Origin of the sequence: Xanthomonas sp. NCPPB 2922 (genome assembly GCF_041520885.1) — a bacterium.
Classification (GTDB): domain Bacteria; phylum Pseudomonadota; class Gammaproteobacteria; order Xanthomonadales; family Xanthomonadaceae; genus Xanthomonas; species Xanthomonas campestris.
Map to the genome: position 1 here is coordinate 55,087 of NZ_JBGOFY010000005.1, position 24,940 is coordinate 80,026.

At 66.4% G+C, this 24,940-nt stretch carries 14 protein-coding genes and 1 pseudogene; 6 read left to right on the forward strand and 9 right to left on the reverse strand.

Annotated features, from left to right (window positions below):
* Positions 1 to 379: 379 nt before the first annotated feature.
* Positions 380 to 1,573: a cytochrome P450 gene (locus ACD584_RS08300; RefSeq protein WP_070690078.1), complete on the forward strand. Its 1,194-nt coding sequence runs from the start codon at positions 380 to 382 to the stop codon at positions 1,571 to 1,573.
* 102 nt (positions 1,574 to 1,675) lie between these two features.
* Here ACD584_RS08300 and ACD584_RS08305 read toward each other — a convergent pair whose 3' ends face one another.
* The 4 genes from ACD584_RS08305 to ACD584_RS08320 all read right to left on the reverse strand — a co-directional run bounded on the left by ACD584_RS08305 (position 1,676) and on the right by ACD584_RS08320 (position 10,062).
* Positions 1,676 to 4,075 carry a TonB-dependent siderophore receptor gene (locus ACD584_RS08305; RefSeq protein ID WP_070690081.1) on the reverse strand — a complete coding sequence of 800 codons (2,400 nt, stop codon included), beginning with the start codon at positions 4,073 to 4,075 and terminating at the stop codon, positions 1,676 to 1,678.
* A gap of 330 nt (positions 4,076 to 4,405) precedes the next feature.
* Positions 4,406 to 6,793: a TonB-dependent siderophore receptor gene (locus ACD584_RS08310; RefSeq protein ID WP_076037018.1), complete on the reverse strand. Its 2,388-nt coding sequence runs from the start codon at positions 6,791 to 6,793 to the stop codon at positions 4,406 to 4,408.
* A 275-nt stretch (positions 6,794 to 7,068) separates the two neighbouring features.
* A complete protein-coding gene (locus ACD584_RS08315) occupies positions 7,069 to 7,494 on the reverse strand; it encodes a VOC family protein (protein ID WP_043877724.1) in 426 nt (141 codons plus the stop codon).
* A 186-nt stretch (positions 7,495 to 7,680) separates the two neighbouring features.
* Positions 7,681 to 10,062 (reverse strand): TonB-dependent siderophore receptor, encoded by a 2,382-nt coding sequence (locus ACD584_RS08320; protein ID WP_076037017.1) that lies wholly within the window; start codon positions 10,060 to 10,062, stop codon positions 7,681 to 7,683.
* Between the two features lie 178 nt (positions 10,063 to 10,240).
* On the opposite strand from ACD584_RS08320, the gene ACD584_RS08325 reads away from it, so the two are divergent.
* A complete protein-coding gene (locus ACD584_RS08325; RefSeq protein ID WP_076037016.1) occupies positions 10,241 to 12,157 on the forward strand; it encodes an ABC-F family ATP-binding cassette domain-containing protein in 1,917 nt (638 codons plus the stop codon).
* Between the two features lie 50 nt (positions 12,158 to 12,207).
* Positions 12,208 to 12,708: a YcxB family protein gene (locus ACD584_RS08330; RefSeq protein WP_076037878.1), complete on the forward strand. Its 501-nt coding sequence runs from the start codon at positions 12,208 to 12,210 to the stop codon at positions 12,706 to 12,708.
* A 22-nt stretch (positions 12,709 to 12,730) separates the two neighbouring features.
* Here the strand turns inward: ACD584_RS08330 and ampR are convergent, their stop codons facing one another.
* Positions 12,731 to 13,606: a LysR family transcriptional regulator AmpR gene (gene ampR / locus ACD584_RS08335; RefSeq protein ID WP_076037015.1), complete on the reverse strand. Its 876-nt coding sequence runs from the start codon at positions 13,604 to 13,606 to the stop codon at positions 12,731 to 12,733.
* 100 nt (positions 13,607 to 13,706) lie between these two features.
* On the opposite strand from ampR, the gene bla reads away from it, so the two are divergent.
* From bla to ACD584_RS08350, 3 genes and pseudogenes are all read left to right on the forward strand, one after another.
* Entirely contained in the window at positions 13,707 to 14,597 is an 891-nt protein-coding gene (bla, locus tag ACD584_RS08340; protein WP_076037014.1) for a class A beta-lactamase, read from the forward strand.
* Between the two features lie 123 nt (positions 14,598 to 14,720).
* A pseudogene (locus ACD584_RS08345) lies at positions 14,721 to 14,816 on the forward strand (iron dependent repressor); the annotation flags it as partial.
* Positions 14,817 to 14,858: 42 nt separating this feature from the next.
* A complete protein-coding gene (locus ACD584_RS08350; RefSeq protein WP_076037012.1) occupies positions 14,859 to 15,833 on the forward strand; it encodes an alpha/beta hydrolase in 975 nt (324 codons plus the stop codon).
* 100 nt (positions 15,834 to 15,933) lie between these two features.
* On the opposite strand, the gene ACD584_RS08355 is transcribed toward ACD584_RS08350, so the two are convergent.
* The 4 genes from ACD584_RS08355 to ACD584_RS08370 form a co-directional block, all read right to left on the reverse strand.
* Complete coding sequence (locus tag ACD584_RS08355; RefSeq protein ID WP_076037011.1) at positions 15,934 to 18,081, reverse strand: phosphocholine-specific phospholipase C; 2,148 nt, start codon at positions 18,079 to 18,081, stop codon at positions 15,934 to 15,936.
* A 412-nt stretch (positions 18,082 to 18,493) separates the two neighbouring features.
* Positions 18,494 to 20,902, reverse strand: a complete 2,409-nt coding sequence (locus tag ACD584_RS08360; protein WP_076037010.1) for a TonB-dependent receptor — start codon at positions 20,900 to 20,902, stop codon at positions 18,494 to 18,496.
* A 169-nt stretch (positions 20,903 to 21,071) separates the two neighbouring features.
* A complete protein-coding gene (ggpS, locus tag ACD584_RS08365) occupies positions 21,072 to 23,366 on the reverse strand; it encodes a glucosylglycerol-phosphate synthase (protein ID WP_076037009.1) in 2,295 nt (764 codons plus the stop codon).
* Between the two features lie 59 nt (positions 23,367 to 23,425).
* A complete protein-coding gene (locus ACD584_RS08370) occupies positions 23,426 to 24,667 on the reverse strand; it encodes an MFS transporter (protein WP_040940845.1) in 1,242 nt (413 codons plus the stop codon).
* Positions 24,668 to 24,940 lie beyond the last annotated feature (273 nt).

Here is a 24,940-nt window from a genome sequence, read left to right on the forward strand (position 1 = left end):
ACGCCCGGCGGCAGCACATCGCGCAGCGCAAGAGCCTGCTTGCCTGCACGCCGCCGCCGCCGCAGCGGCGAAGACCGCAATCCACACCGCGCGGGGTTGTTGCCAGCGGAGCAGACACAGCGCCCATCGTCCCGCCGCGCAGTAGCCGCTGCGCCGGCCAACATCTCCCAATAGCAGGTGACCGCCGAGTAGCCACTTCCAGCACGTGGCGCACCTCAACGCTCCGATCTCCTCGACTTTCCGGACACCGCTTCGCCCTGCGGCAGGGCATGTGCCGATGAGAACCCAACACTGGGCGCGGTCGATGTGTGCGGCGCCTGGCCGCACACGCGCCATACCGCCTTCGCGGCTGCGAAGGCAGGCATTGCACGGAACCACTATGCAGCTCAGCGACTTTGCAACACCGGCTTTTCGGCAAGACCCACACCCCATGTATGCGCGTTTGCGCGCAGCTGGCCCGCTGGTGCAGATCAGCGACAACGGCTGGGTGTCTGGCCACTACACCGTGGTCGATGCACTGCTCAGCGACCGCCGGGTGGGCCGCAACTACCTGGACAGCATCCGTGTGCGTTATGGCGCGAACGCAGCGGAGATGCCGCTTTTCCAGGGCATGAGCCGCATGTTTCTGCTGCTCAATCCGCCGGTCCACACCCAGCAGCGCGCATTGATGACCAAAGCCTTCGGGGCGCGCCAACTGGAGGCGCTACGTGAGGTGGCCGTCGACACTGCCGACGCGTTGCTCGATCAGCATGAAGACAGACGTAGCTGCGATCTGCTCAATGACTTCGCGATGCCGATGACGATCTCGCTGATCTGCCGGATGTTGGGGCTGGCGGTGACCGATGTGGTGGCGCTGGGGCAGGCGAGCAGTGCGCTGGCCAAGGTCTTCGACCCATTGATGCGTCCGGAAGACATGGCACAGGCCACCGCGGCATACACGACGTTGGAGCAGTATTTTCGCGCGATTGTGCTGCAGCGTCAGGATACGCAGGAGGATGATCTGATCGCGCGCCTCATTGCCGCCGAAGACCATGGCCAGCGCATGCCTGTGGATGACATCGTCTCCAATGTGATCATGCTGTTCACGGCCGGCCACGAAACCACCGCCAACATGATCTGCAATGCGCTCATCGCCTTGCACCGGCATCCCGAACAACTGCAGTTGCTGCGCGATACCCCCACACTGATGCCCAACGCGGTGCTGGAATGCATGCGCTACGACAGCTCGGTGCAGGTGGCCATGCGTTCGGTGTTGCAGCCCCTGCAGGTTGAGGGAACGACCCTGCCCGTTGGCGCCATCCTGTACCTGATGCTGGGCTCCGCCAATCACGACGCGGAGCAGTTCACCGCACCGCAGCAGCTGGATCTACGCCGCCAGCAAGGACGTGCACTGTCCTTTGGCGGTGGCGTCCACCATTGCCTGGGCAACCGGCTCGCATTGATCGAACTGGAAACCGCGCTGGAGCGCTTGCTGCAACGCGCGCCCGCATTGCGCCTGCCCGAGTTGGACAATTTGAGCTGGAACGAACGTGCCAATCTGCGCGGCATCCAGGCGTTGCACGCCACTTGGTAAGACGTTCGCTAACACCGGGATGACGCCGGTGGGCGATGTGCCGCGGGCAAAAAAAACGGGCCATCGCGGATACCGCGATGGCCCGGATCTCGCCGCAGTGGATCAGAACCGGTAGGTCACCCGGCCATACCAGTAACGGCCGTTGAAGCCGAACGGGGACAGCGAGGAATACTGCAGGCCGCCGGCACGGTCGTCGTAGGCGGTGGTCAGCTGCGCCTTGGTCGGGTACTGGTTGGTGAGGTTGTCCGCGCCCACGGTGAAGGTGAAGGCGTTCCAGGTCTGGCTGGCGGACAGGTTCAGGATCCAGCGTGCGTCATAGGTCTGGTCCTGGCTGCCGTCGACCGGGTCGCTGATGCGCTTGATCGAGCCGTACCGCGTGGCGTTGCCGTTGAGCGTGAATCCACCGATCGCCCAATCCGCCGAGGCCATGTACTTGGTGCGCGGCGTGGCATCGGTGAGCAGGCCCTGGCTGGCGCGGCCGAAGTTGGGGTTGGACAACTCCAGGATGGTGGTCTTGTTGTAGTTGGCGCTGGCACCCAGGGTCAGCTGGCCCAGCTCGCCCAGATCGGCGATGTAGCTGTTGACCCAGTCCACGCCGCGCGTGCGGCTGGTGGCGCCGTTGACGAAGAACTGCACCGCGGCCACCTGGCCGATCGGCTGCGCCAACTGCAACTGGTCCGAATACAGAATCTGGTCCCAGATGCGGATCTGGTACACGTCCAGGCTGGAGGTGAAGTTGGCGGTTGGCTGCCAGACGCCGCCCAGGCCGTAATTGCTGGACTTTTCCGGGCTCAGCGGGCGTGCGCCCAGCGCCAGTGCCACCGGGTCGGAGGTGCGGTAGGTGCCCACCTGCACCAGCTCGCCGTTCTGGATCAGCGTCACCACCGAGGCGTAGTTCTGCTGGGCCAGCGACGGCGCGCGGAAGCCGTTGGAGATCGTGCCGCGCAGCGAGAAGGTGTCGGTGAAGGCATAACGCGCCGACAGCTTGCCCGAACGCGTGGCGCCGGCATCGCTGTAGTTTTCATAGCGCCCGGCGATACCGCCGGAGAGCTTCTCGGTGAGGTTGGCTTCCAGGTTGGCGTAGACCGCGTTGCTATGCCGGCCGAACTTGCCTGCCACCGACGGCTCCAACCCGGAGAACACCTGTGCGCCACCGGGATACGGCGCGCCATCGGCCGGATTGATGGTGTTGGGATCGAAGAAATACGAATCCGGCGAGCCGGCGGTGATGCGGTAGCGGTCCTGGCGATGCTCGGCGCCGAAAGCGACATTGACCGGATACGCCAGGCCCCAATCGAAGGCGCGGCTGATGTCCAGATTCACCGTGCCCTGCTGGGTTTCGAAGCCGCCGGAGTTGAAGTTGGTGGGCGATGCACCGGTGGTGTAGAACAGGTTGGTGTTGATGCTGTTGAGGATGTTGAAGCTCATGTCGTTCTTGCCGTACGACGCCGACAGATCCCAGTTCCACTCGCTCTCGGTGCTGCCCTTGAGGCCGAGCACTGCCGAGCGGTCGTTGACCGGGTTGTAGATCTGCGGCAGGAAGCCGTTCGGATAGATCGAGGGCACATTGCGCGCGGGGTTGTCGGCGGCGCGGTAATAGCCGTTGGAAGTCACCTCGCGGCGGCTGGCACTGAAGTGGCCGTACAGTTCCAGGTTCGGCGAGAACTCGTAGCCGAACGCGGCCAGGCCCTGGTAGAACGTGGACTTCGGGTCGCCGTGGCGCTGGTACGGCACGCCACCTGGATTGGGCGTGCCGGGCACGGTGGTGGCGCGGTTGGTGTTTTCGCCGCGGTTGGTGCTCATGGTGTTCTGGTAGTTCCACGACAGCCGCACCCAGCCCGGCGTGGTATCGCCGCCGGTGCCGCCGAAGCCCATGCCGACCGAGCCGTCGATGCCGTTCTGCTCGCCGTCGCCCTTGTCCATGAAACCACCGTTGACCGACACGCTGTTGTCGCCGGTCTTGGCACCGTGCTTGAGCACGATGTTGACCACGCCGGCGATCGCATCGGAGCCGTATTGCGCCGAGGCGCCATCACGCAGCACTTCGATGCGCGCCACCGCCGACATCGGCAGCGAGTTGAGGTCGGCCGGCGCCGAGCCGCGCCCCACATACGGGTTGTAGTTGATCAGCGCAGAGGTGTGATAGCGCTTGCCATCCACCAGCACCAGCACCGCATCCGGCGACAGGCCGCGCAGCGTGGCCGGGCGCGCGGCATCGTTACCGTCGGAAATGGCCGGGCGCGGGAAGTTCAGGGACGGCAGCAGCTTGCCGAGCGCGGTGGCGATATCGGTCGCACCGGTCGCCTGCAACGACTGCTCGGTGATGATGTCGATCGGCGATTCGGATTCGGCCACGGTGCGGTCGGCTACGCGCGTGCCGGTGACGATCAAGGTGTCGAGGGTTTTCTGTGGGGGCGGCTGCTGTGCCTGCGCGGTACCGGCGAACGCGCTGGCGGCCAGCGCGATGGAAACCGCAATCGAAAGAGACGTGGACGTGTGCATGGGATGAGGCGCTCAGGAGGAAAGGGAAGCAGGGGGAAAGGGATGGAGCAGCAAACGCACGGCCATGCGGCATGCAGGAGCGCGACAGCGGCGGGCAGTTGCACTGACCGCAGCGATGGCGCCGTTCGTCCTTGCGTGGGGCAGGTGCAGTCAATGCAGGTGGGCTGGTCGCCGCAGTGGCCGCGCCTGCAAACAGCGCGGCTTTAGGCCGATCAATGCACCGAATGAGGGATAACCCCGGCGCGTCGTTGCCCGAGGCGCCGGGGCGGATACCGCAATGGAGCACCGGCAACGCCACCGCGAGGAGGCGTTGCCGGTTGTCCTAGTGACTTACCACTTGTAGTTCACGTTGGCGTACACCAAGGCGCCGTTGAAACCGAACGGCGAGGCGCTGCTGTAGGGCAGGTAGGTCCGCGTGCCCAGGCCGGCTTCCTGACGGTCCGGATATTCGTTGAGCACGTTGTCGCCACCGACGGTGAAGTTCCAGCTGCCGAGCTTGTAGGAGGCGGCCAGGTCCAGCGTCCACTTCGCGGCATAGGTCTGGTCGCTGCCGGCGTTGGTGCCGAAGGTGGTGAATTCGCCCCAACGCGTGGCGGTGCCGGTGAACGACCAGTTGCCCGGCGACCAGGTGCCGCCCAGGAAGAACTTGTCGCGCGGCGTGCCTTCGGTGATGCGGCCGAGCTCTGCACGGCCGATGCGCACCGCGCCCGGATCGATGGCTTCCAGCGCGGGCGGATTGGCCGCGATCTGTTCGACCTCGGTCTTGTTGTAGTTGTAGCCGGTGGTCAGCTCGACGCTGCCGCTGTCCAGGTTCCAGCGATAGGTGCCGACCGCGTCCACGCCCTGTGTCTTGGTGTCCACCGCATTGGTGAAGTAGCGCCCGCCGCCGATCCCCGGGAAGCCATTGGCCTGCAGGTAGTTGCGCGCTGCGATGGAGGTGAGGTTCTCCGACAGCACGATGCGGTCATCGATGTCGATGCGGTACGCATCGACGGTGATGTAGAGATTCTCCACCGGCTGCAACACCACGCCCAGGCCGTAGTTCTTGGACTCTTCGGCCTTGAGCGGTTCGGCACCGAGCGCGATGGCGGCCGGGTTTTCGGTACGGAAGGTGCCGATCTCGAACGGAATCGCCGACACGCCGCCATTGGGCTGCGCCACGTTGAGGAACTGCGTGGCAATCGACTGGAAATTCTGCTGCTGCAGCGACGGTGCGCGGAAGCCGGTGGAGGCGGTGGCACGCAGCGCGACCTTGTCGGTGAACGCGTAGCGCAGCGACAGCTTGCCGGTGGCGGTGTCGCCGAAGTCGCTGTACTTCTCATAGCGCCCGGCCAGGCCGGCCGACAGCTTTTCGGTGAGATCCGCTTCCAGGTCCACATAGGCCGAGTGGCTGTTGCGGTTGTAGTAGCCGGCATCGGAGAGCTTGAAGCCCGGAAACACCTGCGCACCGGGAATCAGCGCGCCGTTGGCCGAGGGAATGCCGCCATTGGCCGAGGACGCCGTATCACCGGGCGACTGGTTGAACTTTTCGCCGCGCCATTCCGCGCCGAATGCCAAGGCAACCGGGTAGGCCAAACCCCAGTCGAGCGTCTTGGTGAAGTCGGCGTTGAGCACGTTCTGGGTGACTTCCAGGGTGCCTGCGTGGAAGTCGGTGGGGCTGGTCACGCCCAGGCTGTTGTTCAAGCTGTTGCGCACATCGAAGGTGAGGTTGTTCTGGCCGTAGTTGTAGCTCAGATCGATGTTCAAGCCGCCTTCGGTGGAGGTCTTCAACCCGCCCACCCACGACACGTCCTTGCTGACGTTGTAGATCTGCGGCAGGAAGCCGTCCGGATAGATCTCCGGGCGGTTGCGGTTGTCGCCGGCAAAGCGGAAGTAGCCGTTGGAGAGCACTTCGCGGCGGCTGACCATGCCGAACGAGTAGAAGGTCAGGTAATCGGTGGGGCTGTATTCGCCGTTGAACGACACCGCGCCCTGATCGATCTCGGGATCGCCGTAGCGCTGCTCCACGCGGCCCTGGAACGGCAGCGCGCGGTTGGTCTGATCCGAATGCCCGGCCTGCGCGGCCAGGTGCACCTTGCCGGTACCGGCAAAGCTGAAGCCGGCATCGCCGGACAACTGATACTGCTCGCCGTCGCCGGCGCTGTACTTGCCGTAGCGGCCATTGACGCTGCCGCCTTCGCCGCTGCCCTTGAGCACGATGTTGATCACGCCAGCAATCGCATCCGAGCCGTATTGCGCCGATGCGCCATCGCGCAGCACTTCGATGCGCTCTACGGCGGCGATCGGAATGGTGTTGAGGTCGGCCGGCGAGGAGCCGCGCCCCTGGGTGTCATTCAGGTTGATCAGCGCGGTGCTGTGATAGCGCTTGCCGTTGACCAGCACCAGCACCTGATCGGGCGACAGGCCGCGCAGCTGCGCAGGGCGCACCGCATCCGAGCCATCGGAGATGGCCGGGCGGGGGAAATTCAGCGAGGGGATCGCGCGCGACAGCGCGGTGGCCAGCTCGGTGGTGCCGGTGGATTCCAGTGCCTGCGGCGAAATGATGTCGATCGGCGAGGCCGATTCGGCCACGGTGCGATCGGCCACGCGCGTACCGGTCACGATCAGCGTGTCGAGGGTCTTCTGGGTAGGCGCCTGCGACTGTGCGACAGCAGTTGAAGCGGAAAACGAGAGTGCAAGAACAACGGCAACAGCGAGTGGACTGGTCTTGCAATTCATGCGGTGACAACTCCGAGTGGGGAACGGATGCATCGCAGGGGGCCCCCTCCCGGGCCGCGTCCGTTGCGGCAGCTGCGGTGCGTTCCCAACCATTAACCACGCGTAACCACATGTCAAATTTTGGTTACGTTGCGCAAGTAACTGTCATCAATGACGTGCTACTGCCATCGTTGTCATCATGCACCAAAGTGATGCGTGGCTTGCACCACACCTGCAATGGTGCGGCCTGGTTTGCACCATGTTGGACAATGAATACCAGTTATGAAACTTCGGCATCAGTAGGTGATTTGCACCGCCTCCGCACTGCGTTGCGCAGGACCATGGAAGACCGCCTCGATGTTGTTGCCATCCGGGTCGAGCACAAACGCCGCGTAATAACTCGGGTGATACGGGCGCACGCCCGGCGCGCCGTTGTCACGGCCACCGTGTGCAAGTGCGGCGGCATGGAAGGCGTGCACCATCGCCACATCGTGTGCCTGGAAGGCCAGGTGATGGCGGCCGGTGAGTTCGCCCTGGGCAACGGTGTGGCGGTCGGACACGAACAGCTCGTCGGCCCAGAAGAATCCCTCGCCTTCGCCGCCCAGCGGCACGCCGAGCACATCGAGCACGGCGCCGTAAAAGCGCCGGCTCGCCTTCAGGTCCTGCACCACCAGATGCAGGTGATCGATCAAGCGTCCACGCGACAACTGTGCTGTTTCCATCGGAGCGCTCCACATGACAGGAGCGCACGTGATAGCACTGCCGAGGCGGGAAACCCTTCACCCGGCGTTGAGGCCTCCGGCAGCCACGCCATGCCGCAAACAAGGCCGCAGGGAGTAGCCGCCAGCGGCCCAAAACGCATACGCCCCGGGCAGGCCGGGGCGTGTGGACTTGCAGTATGGCAAGGCTTACCAGCGGTAGTTGATGCGGCCGTACACGTAGGCACCGTTGAAACCGAACGGCGACAGATTGCTGTACGGGAATTGCCCGCTGGTGGAGTTGGCGAAGTTGTTCTCGTCCGGGTACTCGTCCAGCAGGTTGTCCGCGCCCAGGGTGAGCGTCCAGCGGTCGATCTTGTAGCTGGCCGAGGCATCCACCACCCACTTGGCGCCGAAGGTCTGATCGTTGATCGCCGCGGCCGGGCGCGTGGTGTATTCACCGTAACGCGTGGCACCCAACGCCAGTGTCCAGTGGTCCAGATTCCAGCTGCCGTTGATCAGGAACTTGTCGCGCGGGAAGCCTTCTTCGATGCGGCCACGTTCGGTGCGGTCGATACGCTCCAGGCTCAACCCGTTGGCTGACAACGCGGCCGGGTTGGCGGCCACGCTGCGCACTTCGGTTTCTGAATAGTTGTAGCCGGCGGTCAGGTCGATGCTGCTGGCGGCGAGCTGCCAGCGGTAGCTGCCCACCACGTCGACGCCGCGGGTGCGCGTGTCCACCGCATTGGTGAAGTAACGGCCGCCGTTGATGCCGAAGATGCCTTGCGATTCCAGCAGCGAACGCACGCCGGTACCGGTGAGGTTGGACGACAGCACGATGCGGTCGTCCACATCGATCTGGTACGCATCCACGGTGACGTACAGCGCGTCGGTCGGCTGCAATACCAGGCCCAGGCTGTAGGAGAGCGAGGTCTCCGCATCCAGCGGCTCGGCGCCGAGCGCGCGTGCCACCGTGCTGTCGGCCGGGAAGGTGCGGATCTCGAACGGGTTCGGATTGCCGGCCAGGAAGGTGGTGCTGGTGGACTGGAAATACTGCTGCGCCAGCGACGGTGCGCGGAAGCCCGACGACACCGTACCGCGCAAGGCGACCTTGTCGGTGAACGCATAGCGCGCCGACAACTTGCCCGATGCCTGGCTGCCGAAATCGCTGTAGTCCTCGTAGCGCCCGGCCAGGCCGGCGGAGAACTTGTCGGTGAAGTCGGCTTCGATGTCGGCATACAGCGCGTAGCTGTCGCGCGAGTACTGCCCGGACACACTCGGTGCAAACCCACCGAAGCCCTGCGCGCCACCGGCCAGCGTGCCGCTCTGGAAATACGAGCCCACTTCGCCCGGCGACTGGTTCCACTTCTCGTTGCGGTATTCGGCGCCGAACGCCACCGTCACCGGATACGCCAGGCCCCAATCGAACCCGCGCTTGACGTCGAGGTTGACGATGTTCTGCGTGGTTTCCAGCGCGCCGTCATAGAACGACGTGGGCGAGGTCGGCCCCAGGCTCACGTTGAGCGTGTTGCGGGTGTGGAAGTCGATCTTGTTGGAGCCGTAGTTGTAGCTGGCATCCCAGTCCCAGCCGCTGGCGGTGGAGCCGCGCACGCCGGCGACCAGCGAGCGGTCCTTGGCGTAGGTCTGGATTTCCGGCAGGAAGCCCTGCGGATAGATCGACAGGATGTTCTGCGCGGTGCTGCCCGGCGCGCGGTAGAACGCGAACGCGGTGATGTCGCGGTTGCTCGCGGTGGCGAATGCGTAGCCGGTGATGCTGTCGCTGAAGTTGAATTCGGTGTTGGCCGACACCGCCTGTGCGTTGACGTCGGGGTCGCCGATCTTGAAGGCCTTCTGGCCAACGGCCGGCTGCGAGGCGCTGGGTGCGCCGGCGTAGGCGCGGGCGCGGTCGGTCGGGTCCTGCTGGTTGAGCTGGGCGGCCACGTGCAGCCAGCCGCGGTCGCCGCCGTAGGCCACGCCGGTGTCGCCGGACAGCTCGTAGTTGCTGCCGTCGCCGGCCGAATACTGGCCGAACCCGGCCTGCAGGCTGCCGCCCTTTTCCGCGCCCTTGAGCACGATGTTGACCACACCGGCGATGGCGTCGGAGCCGTATTGCGCCGACGCGCCGTCACGCAACACTTCCACGCGCGCGATGGCCGCGACCGGAATGGTGTTCAGGTCCACTGCCGCGGCGCCGCGGCCGATGGTGCCGTTGAGGTTGAGCAGCGACGAGGTGTGGCGGCGTTTGCCATTGACCAGCACCAGCACCTGGTCGGGCGAGAGCCCGCGCAGCTGGGCGGGGCGGATCGCGCTGGTGCCATCGCTCAACGCCGGGCGCGGGAAGTTCAGCGAGGGCAGCGCACGCGCCAGCGCAGTGGCCAGCTCGGAGGTGCCGGTGGCCTGCAGCGACTCGGCGCTGATGATGTCGATGGGCGATTGCGACTCGGCCACGGTGCGGTCGGACACGCGGGTACCGGTGACGATGACCGTGTCCAGGGTGTTGGCGGTGGCCGCCGGGGTGTTCTGGGCGAGGGCGGGGGAGGCAAGCAGCGCGGCGACGATGGCGGTCGCAAGCGTGGACAGCGGGGTATTCATGACAACTCCAAAACGAGGGCCCTGGCGGGACCAGCAAGGCTAGGCAGGCCGGGGTCGCGGCAAGGCGAAGACTGCCGCAGCCAACCTGAAGGCGCTAATTATTCGTTAACGCTAGAATGGCGTCGCAGGAATGCTGCTCATCTGCTCATTCCTTTTCGTTCTATCGGACTGTCCATCAATGATTTCCCTGCGCAACTTCTCCATGCGACGCGGCGAGCGTCTGCTGCTGTCCAACGTCGACCTGACCATGCATGCCGGCTACCGCGTCGGTGTGGTGGGCCGCAACGGCACCGGCAAGTCCAGCCTGTTTGCCGCGGTCAAGGGCGAGCTGGAAGCCGACAAGGGCGACGTCGACCTGCCCGGCAAGGTGCGCACCGCCAGTGTCTCGCAGGAAACCCCGTCCTTGCCGGACCCGGCGCTGTCGTTCGTGCTCGGCGGCGACATCGAGGTGTCCGCCATCCTGCAGAAGGAAGCCGAGGCGACCGCGCGCGAAGACTGGGAAGCGGTGGCCAATGCACACCAGACCATGGCCGAGCTGGGCGCGTACGACGCCGAGGCGCGCGCTGGCAAGTTGCTGCACGGCCTGGGCTTCCCGGCCGATACCCACCATCGCGCGGTGTCCTCGTTCTCGGGCGGCTGGCGGGTGCGGCTGAACCTGGCGCGCGCGCTGATGATGCCCAGCGACCTGCTGCTGCTGGACGAACCCACCAACCACTTGGACATGGACGCGGTGCTGTGGCTGGAGCAGTGGCTGCTCAAGTACCCGGGCACCTTGCTGCTGATCAGCCATGACCGCGAGTTCCTGGACAACGTGGCCACCCACACGCTGCACCTGCACGGCGGCACCGCCAAGCTGTACGTCGGCGGCTACACCGATTTCGAGCGCCAGCGCATCGAGCACCTGCGCCAGCAGCAGATTGCGCACGACAAGGAACAGGCCGAGCGCGCGCATCTGCAGAGCTTCATCGACCGCTTCAAGGCGCAGGCCAGCAAGGCCACGCAGGCGCAGAGCCGCATGAAGCGCCTGGCCAAGATGGCCGGCACCGAGGCGGTGCGCGCCGAGCGCGAATTCCGCATCCAGTTCGCCCAGCCCAATCGGCTGCCGTTTTCGTTGATCCGGCTGAATCATCTGGATGCCGGGTATGCGGCTGCGCCGCGGGAATCGGCAATCGAGAATGGGGAATCGCAAAAGCGTGGGTCCAGCGATGCGATCACTGTGCTGCACGATGTTGGGTTTGGGCTGGAAGCGGGCGACCGGATCGGGTTGCTGGGGCCCAATGGCGCGGGTAAGTCGACGCTGGTCAAAACACTGGTCGGTGAGCTTGCACCGCTGTCGGGCGAGCGCAGTGCGCACCCGGACCTGCGCATCGGCTACTTCGCCCAGCACACGGTGGAATCGCTGCACGAAGGCCAGTCGCCGATGGACCATTTCCGCGATCTGTCGCCGGACGGTTCCAATCAGGCGTTCCGCGATTTCCTGGGTAAATGGAATTTCGCCGGCGACCGCGCGTTTGAAGTGGTGGATGGCTTCTCCGGTGGCGAGCGCGCGCGTCTGGCGTTGGCGTTGATTGCCTGGCAGCAGCCGAACGTGCTGCTGCTCGACGAACCGACCAACCATCTGGATCTGGAAATGCGCGAGGCGCTGGCCGAGGCGCTGAGCGACTTCGAAGGCGCCATCGTGATGGTCTCGCACGACCGCCATCTGATCGGCCTGGTCTGCGACAGTTTCTGGCGCGTGGCCGATGGCGTGGTCGAGCCGTTCGATGGCGACCTGGACGAATACGCCGCCTGGTTGCGCAGCCGCCCGGCCGCGCAGGGCACCAAGCAGAAGATGGCCGAAGTGGCACCGACCCCGCCACCGCCGACCAAGCCACTGCCGCCGAAAAAGGCCGTCAACCCGCACAAGTTGGCCAGCGCCGAAAAGCGCGTGGGCGAACTGGAAGCCGCGTTGGCGGACCTGGACCGGCAGCTCGCCAACCCGGCCAACTATCCAGATGCCGACAAGATGGCGGTATTGGGCCGCGAGCGTGAAACCACCGCGCAGCAGCTGGCCGCTGCCGAAGCGGCCTGGATGGAGTTGCTGGACGGCGCGTAATGCGCAGGCGTTACGATGCGCAGCGAGCCAACTACACGGATGTCGCGAACATGATCAACGCCACCATCAGCCTGGAAGACCATCTGGCCGCGCAGCGCCTGCATGCGCGGCATACGGCCAAGCGGTTGATCGTGGTGCTGGTGGTCCTGCTGCTGATCGGGATGGGTTTGCTTCAACTGATCGGGGCCGGCGACATCATCGGGCCGGTGCTGATCGGCGCGGGCGGCGGCGGCTTGATCGGCCTGGCGGTGTTACATCTCTGGGGCTTGCCACGAAAGATCAAGCGCCTGCATGCGCAGCAGGCCGCGCTGCGGCACACCTACACCTATGCGTGGGACGACACCGGGCTGGAAATCACCTGGGCAGACGGGCATCTGCGCCGTCCCTGGTCCGATTACATCCGCTGCCGCGAAAACGAGCGCGTGCTGTTGCTGTATCACAACGACCGGTTATTCGAGCTGTTCGCTCCGCACTGGTTCGCCGACAGGGCGCAGTACGAAGCGTTTCGCCACTTTGCGTTGCAGGTGGGGAAGGCGTCCGCGCGCCGTTGAACGTGGCACGCGGCGACGCTGCTCAATCGGCGCGCTGCTGTTCGGCCAGCAGCCAGGCGCGCAGCCGGGCTTCGGCGTCGCTTTCCGGGCGCGAGCGCAACCGGGTCAACCAGTAGCGCCCCGCATCGATCTCGATCGGGAATGGGCAGGCCAATCGCCCCGCGCCCAGGTCCTGGGCAAACAAGCGCAGCGGCAACAACGCCACACCAGCGCCAGCCGCGGCCGCACTGGCCAGTGCCAGCGACGAATCGAACATCGCGCCACGCGCAGGCACCTCCGAGGCGCCGGCAGCACGAAACCACTGTGCCCATTCGTCCGGCCGGTACGAACGCAGCAACGGCACGTGGGCCAGATCGGCAGGCGTGCGCAAGGCGCGCGCCATCGCCGGGGCGCATACCGGCGCAAATGGCGCCTCCATCACGGCATGCGCAATCTGCCCCTGCCAATCGCCATCGCCGAAACGGATCGCCAGATCCAGTCCTTCGCCGGCCAGGTCCACCCGATTGTTGTGGGTCGACAGGCGCAGTTCGATGTCCGGATGTGCCGCGTGGAAGGCGGCTACGCGCGGCAGCAACCAGCCGGTGGCAAACGTGGCCACCACGCCCACGCTGAGCACCTCGCGATAGCGGCCGCCGGCAAAGCGCTCCAGCGTGGCGGCAATGCGGTCGAATGCGTCGCCCAACACCGGCGCCAGCGCGGCGCCCTCTTCGGTGAGCGCCACCCCGCGCGGCAGGCGATGGAACAGGCTGGTGCCCAGCTGTTGCTCCAATGCCTTGATCTGGTGGCTGAGCGCGGCCTGGCTGACGCACAGCTCGCCGGCCGCGCGGGTCAGGTTCTGATGGCGTGCGGCGGCCTCGAACGCGCGCAGGGCATTGAGCGGGAGACGCGGTCTGGGCATGCCAAGAGATTAGTTCAATTCATGCCAGGGATCGAAACATTGCGGTGGTCGGCCAGCGCGCCGGCCCCGATACTGCGGGCTCTCTCAAGGAGGCAGCGCCATGTTGAACCGACGGCAGTTCCTGTCCATGACCGGCGCAAGCGTGCTGATTGCGGCGTCCAAACCCAGTCAGGCGGTCAGTCTGGTGGCCTCCCCGATCGCGGAGTTGCGATATAAATGGGCCGAGATCCAACGCGGCAGTGGCGGCCGCCTGGGCATAAGCCTGCTCAACAGCGACACCGGCTGGCACATCGGCCAGCGCGAGAACGAGCGCTTTCCAATGTGCAGCACCTTCAAATTTGTATTGGCTGCGGCGGTGCTGCAGCGGGTGGACAAGGGGGAGCTGCGGTTGACGCAGCAGATCAAGATCCGCGCCTCCGACATGCTCGAACATGCGCCGGTCACCGAGCGCCACGTCGGCGGCTCACTGAGCGTGGCCGAGCTGTGCCAGGCCACGATGATCCATAGCGACAACCCGGCCGCCAACCTGCTGTTTCCGTTGATCGGTAACCCGCCGGGCCTGACCCGCTTCCTGCGCGGGATCGGTGACACGAAGACCCGCAGTGACCGCCTCGAGCCGGAGATGAACGGGTTCGCCCCAGGCGAGCCGCGCGACACCACCACGCCGGCGGCGATGGCCGCGACCTTGCGCACGCTGCTGCTTGGCGATGCGCTGCAACCGGCGTCGCGCAAACAGCTCACCGCCTGGATGATCGACAACCGCACCGGCGACGATTGCCTGCGCGCCGGCCTGCCGCGCGACTGGAAGATCGGCGACAAGACCGGCAGCAATGGCACCGACACCCGTAACGACATCGCGATCATCTGGCCGCCCGGGCGCGCGGCGCCGTTGCTGCTGACCGCGTATCTCAATGGTGCCACCGTCGATGCGGCCGGCCGCGACGCCGCGTTGAAGGCGGTGGCGGCAGCGGTGCGCGACCTCGTGGGTTGAGCGCGGCGGCCAGCCCAGCCGCTGCGGCGTGGTGCACCTGCTGCGCGTGATGCGTCCGCGCCGCGCGTCGACTGCAACACACGCCATCGCGGCGTGGGAAGCGACGCGCGCCTGAGGCCATCCGCTGCGCATGCGCGAGATGCCGAAGGCATCGAGCACCACGTCAGCGAAGCCACCTTCGCCACGTTTCTGGAGCGGCGGGATGACAGCACCCCGTGAGCGCCAGGATGTTTCCGCTTCACTTCAATTCGGAGGTCGACAATGCACTGGCTTCGTGTTGCCCGGACTGCGGCGCTGGCGTTGCTGCTCGCTCCCGCCGTGGCGCCGGCGCGCGCCTGGCTGCCGCCACCTGGCCACGTCCAGATCCCGCTCTGGCCGACCGTGGTGCCTGACGCGTTGCCTCACCCACGCCCCGAATCGGTCGGCACCGGCGAGGGCAAGCGCCCCTGGACCAAGGTGGGCGATGTCAGCCGCCCGACGATCACGGTCTATGCCCCCAAGGGGCAGAACACCGGCGCCGCGGCGGTGGTGTTTCCCGGTGGCGGCTACCAGGTGCTGGCCATGGACCTGGAAGGCACCGACATATGCGATTGGTTGAGTGGGCGCGGCATCACCTGCGTGCTGCTCAAGTACCGCGTCCCGAATTCGGGGCCGACCTGGACCAATGGCGGCCGCTATTACCCCAAGGTGCAGACGGCCTTGCAGGATGCGCAGCGCGCACTGGGCCTGGTGCGCCAGCATGCCGACGACTGGGGCGTGGACCCGCACAGGGTCGGTGTCATCGGATTTTCCGCCGGTGGCCACCTCGTGGCTGCGGTGAGTACGCATTTCACTCGGCGCACGTACCCATCGGTCGATGCGGCCGATGCACAGTCCTGCCGCCCGGACTTTGCCATTGCCGTCTATCCGGGCCATCTGTGGGCGCACGAGGACGCAGATCGTGCCAAGCGTGATCCAACGCATCTGCCGCTGCGGCCGGACATCACCGTGACCGCCGACACGCCACCCACCTTCCTGCTGCAGGCCGAGGACGACGAGGTGGATGGCGTCAGCCAGTCACTGGCCTACTACGTGGCCCTCAAGCAGGCTGGCGTGCCGGCGGAAATGCATCTGTACGCCGAAGGTGGGCACGCCTTCGGTCTGCGCGCAGGCAAGCTGCCGATCGCGCACTGGCCGCGCTTGGTGGACACCTGGCTGGGGACGATCGGCATGCTGGGCACGGCCAGCGCGCCGTGAACGATGCGGGGCGCGGCAGTACGGCGCTGCCGCGCGCACGACCGCGTGCGTCGGGCTGCGTCTTCGCGTGTGGCCAACGCGCGACACAAAGCCGCAGCGCTCAGCCGAGCGCGCCGATCGCGACTGGGTGGTCTTGATACAAGCGCGCCGGCCCACCCATGGCCGGGTCGCTGACGCTGTCTGCTCCGGTTTCCACGCGGCCGGCCAGGCGTTGGTGCGCGCCGTCGTGCTCGATCCACAGGTCGTACCAGCCGCCGGTGGCCGCGGCGCTCCAGCTGCGCTGGTGATGCTGCCCGGGCGCGATGGTGACACCCTCGCGCGGTTGCGCGTTGGCATACGCGGCCGGTTGCAGCGTGACCGCGACCGGCACGTTGCCGGGGTTGTGCAGCGTCAGGCGGAGCGCCTGTGCATCACCGGGATCTTGCGCAACATCGGCGATCAAGGGAACGACGCCCACATTGCCGCGGTAATGGCGATGAAACCCGTTCGGCCCGAGAACCCACAGGTCGTAGCGGCCGTCGTAGGTGGTCCAGGTGCCGTCCAGCGGCGCATCGGCGCCGACGGTGTAGCGGCGCGGAATCGCGGCCAGGTCATAGCGGTCGTAGACGTGCAGCACGGCCGCCGCGCCGGTATTGGCCATGCGCAACACCACGTCGCCGCGGGCCTGCACGACATCGAGTTGCACACGGGGGCGATACGGCACCGCGCGCGAACGCCGGAGGCCGAAAGCTTGCTCCGGTGGCTGCAAGGTGGGCGGCAGCGGCGGCAACGTGTGTTGGTGCAGGGCGGCGGCGCGCGTGGCGGTGGCGCTGATATCCGGCAGCGTGCCAACGAACGGGCGCGTGTCCGTGCGGTTGAAATCGAACGCCGCGGTGAGATCGCCACACACCGCGCGCCGCCACGGGGTAATTGCAGTGCATGGCACGCCGAAGCGCCGCTCCAGCAGGCGCAGCACCGAGGTGTGGTCGTAGACCTGCGAATCCACCCAGCCGCCGCGGCTCCAGGGCGAGAGTACGTACAGCGGCACGCGCGGGCCCAGGCCGTACGGGCGCCCGCGCAACTCCGGCAGGTCCACCTTCTGCTCGCCCGGCGCCGGGTGGCGGTGATACTCGTCGTCGGTGGCGATGCTCGACGCACCGGCAAAGCCGCCGGCCGCACGTGGGTCCGGCGAAGGCGGCGCCGGCGGCGGCATGTGGTCGAAGAAGCCATCGTTCTCGTCGAACATCAGCAGCAAGGCCGTGCGGCTCCACACCTGCGGATCGGCGGTGAGCGCATCCAACACGCGCGCGGTGTAGGCCGCGCCCTGGGCCGGGCTGGAGGGGTCGGGATGCTCGCTGCCGGCGGCATCGGCAATGATGAAACTCACCGACGGCAGGCGCCCGCCGATGACGTCTTCGCGCAGTTGCTCCACGCCACGCGTACTCACCCCACGCGCGCGCAGCTGCGCATCGTGGCCGGGCGTCTGGCTGTAGGCCTGGCGGAAGACGTCGAAGCCGGCCAGCGGGTTGTCGGTGAAGTTGTCGCGCATGTCCTGGTAGATCTGCCAGGACACGCCGGCACGCTGCAACTGCTCCACATACGTGGTCCAGCGATAGGGCTCGGCGAACCCGCCCAGCGCTGGAAAGTTGTCGTGCGAGTTGCCGATCACCGGCCCACCGGCGCGCGCCTGCGGATCGTTGCCGCCGGTCCACAGGAACACGCGGTTGGAGTTGGTGCCGGTCTGGATCGCGGCGTGGTACGCATCGCAGATGGTGAACGCATCGGCCAGCGCGAACTGGAACGGAATGTCCGCGCGGCGGTAATACCCCAGCGCGTGGTTGTGCTTGGCCGCCGGCCAGTTGCCGAGCCGGCCGTGATCCCAGGCGCGCTGCGCGTCCACCCAGCTGTGCGGCGTACCCTGCACACGCATGTAGCCGAACTGCGCTGCGGTATCCAGCGCGAACGGTGCCAGCCATTGGCGGCCGTCCTCGCTGGGTTGCAGCCACACGGTGCGCGCAGGCGCGCCCGGCAGCGGTGGTGCGGGAATCGGAAAGCGGTCGCCGAAGCCACGGACGCCCGGCAAGCTGCCGAAGTAATGATCGAACGCGCGGTTTTCCTGCATCAGGATCACCACATGCTGCAGGTCTTCCAGCGTGCCGCTGCGGCGGTCCGGTGCGATGGCCGCTGCCCGCGCGATGCTCGGCAGCAAGGTGGAAGCACCACCGGCAAGGCCGGCCTGCAGCATGCGGCGGCGAGGAAGATCGATCATTGCGTCACCTGCTGGGTTGATCCTTGGAGGGCGATTGCTGCATGAGTGGATGCGGTCGCTGCGCGCGGCTGAGCAGCGATGGTGCCCGAGTGGGGAGCAGAACGCTTGACCCCGCACGCTGCGGCTGTGGCCCGATCCTGCGGGAGTGCGTGTGCTGCCATTCGACGTCTCAGCGATGCGGCGTTGCGTGTGTTGCATGCGGACGAACGGTGCCAGCAGCGGGTGGTGTCATGCCATTAACCAAGCCTTCCGTAATCCGCAAAGTTGCCACCCATGCATGCAGTCACGGGTGACGCCGTTAGTCCGTGACACCGGCTGAGTGACGATCCCGCCATCAACCCGCATCTACGGAACACTACCAGGCGCGAACGCACGACGCGCCCGGCATCTATTCCAGCGCAGTGCTTCGACCTCAAAGATCCAGCGTCAAGGTCAGCCCCAGCGTGCGCGGCGCGGCAATGAACGCGCTGTCGCTGCCATCCACGCCTTCCAGGTAGCGCTTGTCGGTGAGGTTGCTGACATTGAGCGCCACCTGCATGCCCTTGAGCTGCGCGGAAAGTTGCGACAGTTCCAGGCCGAGATTGGCATCGAAGGTGGTCACGCCATTGAGCGCGGCGCGGTTGGCGGCATCCAGATAGCGCTTGCCCAGATAGCGGCCGGAGACGCCGAAACGCCAGGCATCGCCGCGCCAATCGGCCGACACCACCAGCGTGTTGCGCGGTTGGCCGATGACCTGCGCACCGGGCGTGATCTCCAGCGCAGCATCGCGCGCGGCATCGCCACTGCCAAGGTAATCGGCCTTGTTGTAGGTGTAGGCACCGTTGAGGCGCCAGCCATTGTCCCAGCCGTAGCCCAGGGCCGCTTCCACACCGCGCGCATGCACGCCGCCGAAGTTTTCGTACACGCCATCGGTTTCGCCCAGGTAGTCGATGCCGCTGACGAAGTTGGCCGGCACGTAGACGATGCGGTTGTCGAAGCGGATGTCGTACAGCGTGATGCTGCCGGTCAACGGCCAGCGGCTGATGCGCAGGCCCAGTTCGATGTTGTCGGCGGTTTCCGGTTGCACGCGGCTGAGCGCGACCGGGTCGGTCTCGCCCAGCACGCCGGACGGAATCGCCGCGAAGTTCTGCGAATAGCCGGCGAAGGCTTCCAGCCCTTGCACCGGCGTGGTCCAGGTCAGGCCGGCCGAGAGCAGTGGGTCCGAATGCGCGTCCGATTCCACATGCTGCGCATCGCCGATGCGGCGGTCGCGGGTCTGGTCGACGAAGAACTGCTTGACGCCCACGCGCCAGGCAAACGCGCCGTACCGCATCACATCTTCGACGTAATACATCTGTTCGTCGGTCTGGTAGTTGTCCTTGAACTGCACCCAGTACGGCTGATGGTCGAAGCTGATGTTGGTGCCGACATTGAGCAGGCGATGCCAGTCGCGGGTGACGCTGCGGTCGTAGCGCTCCAGCCAGGCGCCGGCGCGTACGGTGTTGTCGATCGGGCCCAGGTCGTGGCGCCATTCCACATCGGCCATGGCACCGGCGCGGTGATTGTCGTAGTGGCTATGGCGGTACGACTGCACCGGTACCGAACCTGCCGGATAGCAGGCCGGGTTGGATTCGGCCGGGAGCGCATCGCTGCCGGCGCAACCGGCCAGCTGCGTCGCCGCCGCGCCACCCGGGGTGAGGTAATACAGCTTGCCCAGGTCGCTGCCGGCATACACCGTGTTGCCGCCGCGCGCCTCCGATTCCGGCGCGCCCGCGCCGTCGTTGGTGACGTCCACCAGGTACGGCGGAATCCAGTCGCCGCGGCCTTGCATGCGATGCGCGTAGCCGGTGAGCGTGGTCTTGAAGCCGTTGCCGCCATCAAAGGCGCCGCGCAGATAGCCGAAGGTGTTCTCGCGCAATGCGCGGGAACCGGAGCGGTAGTTCTGGTCCAGATACGGAATGCCGGTGAGCGTGCCGGTCAGCAGGTCGTGTTCGGGATCGCGCGCGAACTGCTCGGGCGTCACGCTGGTGTATTCGGATTCGTCGGCATCGTCGTAGGACAGATAGCCGCTCAAGGTCCACTTGTCCAAGCTGCTGACGAACTTGCCGGCCAGATGATCGCGGCGGGTGTGGCCGCTGCCGTCGATCCAGTCGTCGTTGCGCGCCGATGAGCCGCTGATCCATGCACGTGTGTTGCCGCCGAGCAGGCCGGTGTCGTAACGCGCGTAATACTTGCGCGCCTGGTTGTCGCCAATGCCGCCGATCACGCGCACGCGCTGTTCTTCGAGCGGCTCGCCGGTGAGGTAGTTCAAGGTGCCGCCCAGCGCTTCGTTGGAGCGCGAGGCGATATCGGCAGTGCCCTGGCTCACTTCCACGGTTTCCAGATCCGGCATGTCGATGAAACGGTTCGCCTTGGAGCCGCCGCCGTAGGCCGAGCCGCCGTTGGGCACGCCGTCGATGGTGGTGCCGATCTGCTGCGTATCGCGGTTGCTGACGAAGCCGCGCATGCTGATCTGCGTGCCCCAGTCCGAGGAGCCGAACGCATCGGCTTCGGTCACCACCACGCCGGGCAGCTCGTTGAGCGCATCGTTGACGCTGCCCAGCACGAACTGGCGGTCCAGCATTTCCTTGCTTACCGTGGTCTTGGAATACGTCATCGCCTGGCCCACCACCTGCACCTGATCCAGCGTGGACACCTGCGCGCCGCCGTCTGGTTCGGCCGCTGCCGGTGTCGACGCGGCGCCGTCGGGTGCTTGCTGGGCGTAGGCGGGCAGGGCGAGCGGAACCAGCAGCAGGGCCAGCGTGGCCGGGTGGCGCACGCGCGAGGAGGGCGTCGAATCCATTGCAATCCACGGGCAGGGGGGAGAACCCCAGCCTGCCGCGCTTGCATTGCGTGATCATGACCGCGCTGCCGGTGGGCCAGCGTCACGCTTGTCTCCACACAGCAACGCCCGGAGGACCCGGGCGTTGCTGTGTGACTGCGCGTGTTGCAGCGCGCGTGTCGGCGTGTGCCTAGACGACCGGCTCTGCCACCGTGCTGGCCGCCGCCAAGGGCACACGGGCATGCGCGCCACGGCTACGTGCCACCGCGTCCAGGAAGTCGCGCCCCCAGTGGTCGATGTTGTAGTACTCCACGCTGTCGTACAGCTGCCGCAGGCGCCCGGCCGCCTCGTCATCGGGCATCGCCAGTGCCTGCAACAGGCCGGCCGCCAGATCGGCCGGGTCGTGCGGGTTGGTCAGCACCGCGCCTTTGAGTTCTGCAGCCGCGCCGGCAAATTCGCTCAGCACCAGCACGCCGCTGCCGCCTTCGATGCCTTGCACCGCCACGAACTCCTTGGCCACCAGATTCAGGCCATCGCGCAGCGGCGTGATCCACATCACCTGCGCCGCGGCGTAATGCGCCACTACCTGCTCGAACGGCAGCGCCTGTGCGAAGAAGCGCACCGGCGTCCAGTCCAGTCGCGAGAACCGCCCGTTGATGCGGCCCACCGCCTGCTCGATCTGCGTCTGCAAGGTGCGGTAGATGGTCATCTCGCGCGCCGCCGGCACGCACACCATCAGCAAGGTGACCTTGCCCAGCAGCTGCGGCTGGCTGTCGAGCAGGCGCTCGAACGCCTCCAGTTTCGCCAGCGTGCCCTTGGTGTAATCCAGCCGCTCCACCGACAACACCAGCTTGCGCGCACCGATCTCGCGGCGCAGCTTGAAGATGTCGTTGCGCACGTCCGGCTTGCTCAGCGCCGCGCGAATGCGGCGCAGGTCGGTGCCCACTGGATGCGCGCCCAGCGCCACGTCGCGATCGGCCACACGCAGGCAGGTGGTCATGGTGTCCAGGCCCACCGCGCAGCCGTAGGTGAGAAACCGTGGCGCGCAGCTTTCCTGCGCCAGCCGTTCCACCGGCATCACGCCGCGCACCACGTCCACGAAGTTCTCCACCTGGCGCGGGATATGGAAGCCCACGTAATCGCAGCACATCAGGCTACCGATGATCTCGCGGCGCCATGGCACCACGTTGAACACGTCGGCCGAGGGGAAGTAGGTGTGATGGAAGAAGGCGATCTTCAGATCCGGGCGCAGCTCGCGCAGGTACGCCGGCACCATCCACAGGTTGTAGTCATGGATCCATACCGTTGCGCCGTGCGCGGCCTCGGCCGAGGTGGCGTGCGCAAACTTGCGGTTGACCGCAAGAAATACCTGCCAGTCGTCCTCGCGGAAGCGCGCGCGTTCCCAGAACACGTGCAGCATCGGCCAGAACGCTTCCTTGGAAAACCGCTTGTAGAAGATGTCCACCTCGCTCTTGCTCAGCGGCACGCGTGCAGCAGTGAGGGTGGGGTAGCGCTGCGCATCCACCTCGGTGTGGGTCTGGAACGGCCCGCGCTTGGGGTCGTCCACGCTCCAGGCCACCCACGAGCCGCGTTGGCCTCCTTCAAAGAAGCTCAGCAGCGAGGGAATGATGCCGTTGGGCGAGCGCGGCGCGCGGCGCACCAGCTCGCCATGCTCGACCACTTCGTCATACGGCAGGCGGTGATAGACCATCACCAGCTCGGCGCCGCCCTTGCGCGGGGCCTGCACCGCCGGCACATGCGGGTCGTCGTCGGCAAGCAGGCCGAAGTGCGCAATCGCCTCCAGGATGCCGCCGCACCCGGGCGCACTGGCGTGATAGGTCGCCTCCAGTTGCGCAGTGGCCTGCGTCAAGGCCGTTTCCGAATCGCCCACGCAGACGCCGCGGAAGCCGGCCAGATACATGGAGAGATCGTTGAGCGTGTCACCGGCCACCAGGATGCGCTCGCGCGGCAGCTCCAGCTGGCGTGCCAACGCGCCCAGGGTGCGGCCCTTGTCGGTATCGGGCGGCAGGATGTCCAGATAGCGGTCGGCCGAATACAGCACGTCGCAGCCGAGCGCGCGTGCGGTCTGCTCGATCTGCGCACGTAGCGGCGCCAACGTGTGCGGATCGCAGAAATACGAGCAGCGGCGCTCCTGCGGCACGTCCTGGCGCTGCAATTGCGGGAATGCGCGCATCGCCTGCGCCACCACCTGCTCGCCGGGCCAGTGCGCGTCGATCATCGATTGCAGGGGCTGCAGCGGTTGCAGCGTGTGGCCGTCCACCACGGTGGCACCCACGTCGCACACCACATAGTCGGGCCGCGGAATGGTGGGGTCGGTGAGCAAGGGCATCACCGCTTCGAGTCCGCGCCCGGTAATGAAGATCAGGCGGATTTCGGGATGCTGGTCGACCAGGCGATACAGCTGGTGACGGTGTTCTGCAGAGCCGGCCAGGAAGGTGCCATCCAGGTCGGTGGCCAGGATCACGGCAGGATCCGGGCGGGGGTGGGTCAGGGATGAGGTGTTCGGGAGTCTGGTTTGATCAGTCAATGTGTTTCCTTGTGAGGAGGGGAGGGTGAATCGGTTTCCGGCATCAGCTCCAGCGCCGATGGCGTGGTCCGCAACATCGGGCGGAACGCAATGGGATGGGTGCGCAGGCGCTGGAAGCGCAACAGGCGCGCCAGCGTGAAGCCGGCCAGGGCCAGCAGCATCACCGCGAAGTACGCAGGCAACGCCGCCGGGCCGAATTTCTGCATGGCCCCGCCGGCCAGCGCCGGGCCAATCGCCGCGCCCACGCCATGCACCAGCAGCAGGCTGCTGCAGCCGGACAACAAATCCTCGCGCGGCAGGTAATCGAGCATGTGCGCCACCGCGAACGGATACAGCGAGAACGCCAGCCCGCCATACACGAAGAACAGCAGGAACAGCACCTGCGTCTGCGCCTGCACAATCGGCAGCGCAGCGGCGATGGCGATGCCGGCGGCCAACACGCTCACCGTGACCAGGCCAATGCGGCGGTCGTGGCCATCGCTGATGCGCCCGATCGGCCACTGCAACACCGCGCCGCCCACGATGGCGGTGAGCATGAACATCGCCACGCCGTCGGCATCCAGCCCGATGCGGTCGGCATACACCGGCAGCAGCCCCCAGAACGCGCCCATCGCCAACCCGGACAGGCCGGCGCCGATGGTCGCCACCGGCGCCAGCGCATACAGCGTGACCAGCCGCAGCCGCGACACGTGCGGCACCTCGGGCGGAATCAGCCGCGTGGTCACCACCGGCATCACCGCCGCGCAGATCAGGATGGCAGTGAGCGTAAACATCGCCGGCGCCGTGGCATCGCCCGCACTGAGCAGTACCTGGCCCAGCGCCAATGCCGACAGGTTGATCGCCATATAGACCGAAAACACCCGGCTGCGGCGGCGCGCGTCCGGCTCGGCGTTTAGCCAACTTTCGATCACCGTGTACAGGCCCACCAGCGCGGCACCGGTGACCAGGCGCAACAGGCCCCAGCCCCACGGATCGAGCCAGATCGGGTGCAGCAACACCGCGATTGCGGCCAACGCGGCATAAAACGCAAACGCGCGGATATGCCCGATCCGGCGGATCAGCGGCGGTGCGAAGAAGGTGCCCAGAAAGAAGCCGGCAAAGTAGCCGGACATGATCAACCCCAATGCACGCGCATCGAAGCCGGCTTGGCCACCGCGTACGGCAAGCAAGGTGCCCAGCAGCCCGCTGCCGGTCAGCAACAAGGCCACGCCAAGCAACAGCGCAGTCAGCCGCAACACGAATGCGGCCCTCGTGGGGGAAAAGGCGCGTCGGTCACGTGCCCAAGTGTACCAGCTCGACGGCAGTGGCCTGTTTCACCTGGGGCTGTGTGATGGCTGTCGCGCGCTGTTTTTGCGGTGTTTGTACACCTGCACGGTGCGTTTTTTGGTGGTGATCCGCTGCGTAAGTGGATAGCTGGATGGAAACGCGTTGCGCGTCATGTGCGGCTATTGCGCTGCGCGGATGTGGTGCATCGCTGTGCTGGTCCCTGCATGCGCACTGCGGTACCTGGC

Excerpts from the sequence above, each read along its gene's own strand:
- ACD584_RS08315 (WP_043877724.1), bottom strand. The coding sequence starts at position 7,494 with ATGGAAACAGCACAGTTGTCGCGTGGACGCTTGATCGATCACCTGCAT.
- ACD584_RS08310 (WP_076037018.1), bottom strand. The coding sequence starts at position 6,793 with ATGAATTGCAAGACCAGTCCACTCGCTGTTGCCGTTGTTCTTGCACTC.
- ACD584_RS08355 (WP_076037011.1), bottom strand. The coding sequence starts at position 18,081 with ATGATCGATCTTCCTCGCCGCCGCATGCTGCAGGCCGGCCTTGCCGGT.
- ACD584_RS08300 (WP_070690078.1), top strand. The coding sequence starts at position 380 with ATGCAGCTCAGCGACTTTGCAACACCGGCTTTTCGGCAAGACCCACAC.
- ACD584_RS08325 (WP_076037016.1), top strand. The coding sequence starts at position 10,241 with ATGATTTCCCTGCGCAACTTCTCCATGCGACGCGGCGAGCGTCTGCTG.
- ACD584_RS08360 (WP_076037010.1), bottom strand. The coding sequence starts at position 20,902 with ATGGATTCGACGCCCTCCTCGCGCGTGCGCCACCCGGCCACGCTGGCC.
- ACD584_RS08320 (WP_076037017.1), bottom strand. The coding sequence starts at position 10,062 with ATGAATACCCCGCTGTCCACGCTTGCGACCGCCATCGTCGCCGCGCTG.
- ampR (WP_076037015.1), bottom strand. The coding sequence starts at position 13,606 with ATGCCCAGACCGCGTCTCCCGCTCAATGCCCTGCGCGCGTTCGAGGCC.
- ACD584_RS08330 (WP_076037878.1), top strand. The coding sequence starts at position 12,208 with ATGATCAACGCCACCATCAGCCTGGAAGACCATCTGGCCGCGCAGCGC.
- ACD584_RS08305 (WP_070690081.1), bottom strand. The coding sequence starts at position 4,075 with ATGCACACGTCCACGTCTCTTTCGATTGCGGTTTCCATCGCGCTGGCC.
- ACD584_RS08350 (WP_076037012.1), top strand. The coding sequence starts at position 14,859 with ATGCACTGGCTTCGTGTTGCCCGGACTGCGGCGCTGGCGTTGCTGCTC.
- bla (WP_076037014.1), top strand. The coding sequence starts at position 13,707 with ATGTTGAACCGACGGCAGTTCCTGTCCATGACCGGCGCAAGCGTGCTG.